This window comes from Methylobacterium sp. WL120 (assembly GCF_008039465.1).
Taxonomy (GTDB): domain Bacteria; phylum Pseudomonadota; class Alphaproteobacteria; order Rhizobiales; family Beijerinckiaceae; genus Methylobacterium; species Methylobacterium cerastii.
In genome coordinates this window covers 1-500 of the sequence record NZ_VRUT01000378.1, presented here as the reverse complement: position 1 = coordinate 500, position 500 = coordinate 1, and the positions used below count along the sequence as shown (strand labels likewise).

The following is a 500-nucleotide window of genomic DNA, read 5'->3' as shown; positions in this document are numbered from 1 at the left end:
ACCGGCTTGCCGAGGTGGGTGGTCTTCTCCGGGTCGACCAGCATCTGGTCGTCCGGGCCGATCGAGTAGCCGCGCCAGACCTTCTTGCCGGTCTTGGCGTCGTAGGCGGTCACGTGGCACTGCACGCCGAACTCGCCGCCCGAGATGCCGACGATGATCTTGTCCTTCACCGGCAGGACCGTGGCGGTGTTGGTCTCGCCCTTCTTCGGGTCGCCGTTCACCACCGACCAGTTCACCTTGCCGGACTTCGCGTCGAGCGACACGACCGTGGTGTCGGCCTGGTGCAGGATGATGGCGTTGTCGGAGTAGGCCAGGCCGCGGTTGACCGTGTCGCAGCACATCACCGGGATCACCGACGGGTCCTGCTTGGGCTCGTACTTCCACACGATCTTGGCCTCGTGGTCGAGGTCGAGCGCGTAGACGATGTTCGGGAACGGCGTGTGGACGTACATCATGTTGCCGACGACGAGCGGCGAGCCCTCGTGGCCGCGCAGCACGCC

At 66.0% G+C, this 500-nt stretch carries 1 protein-coding gene; it reads right to left on the bottom strand.

Going from position 1 to position 500, the window contains the following annotated elements:
• A partial coding sequence (locus FV229_RS27095; RefSeq protein ID WP_147754840.1) for a PQQ-binding-like beta-propeller repeat protein occupies window positions 1–500 on the bottom strand: 500 nt, incomplete at both ends.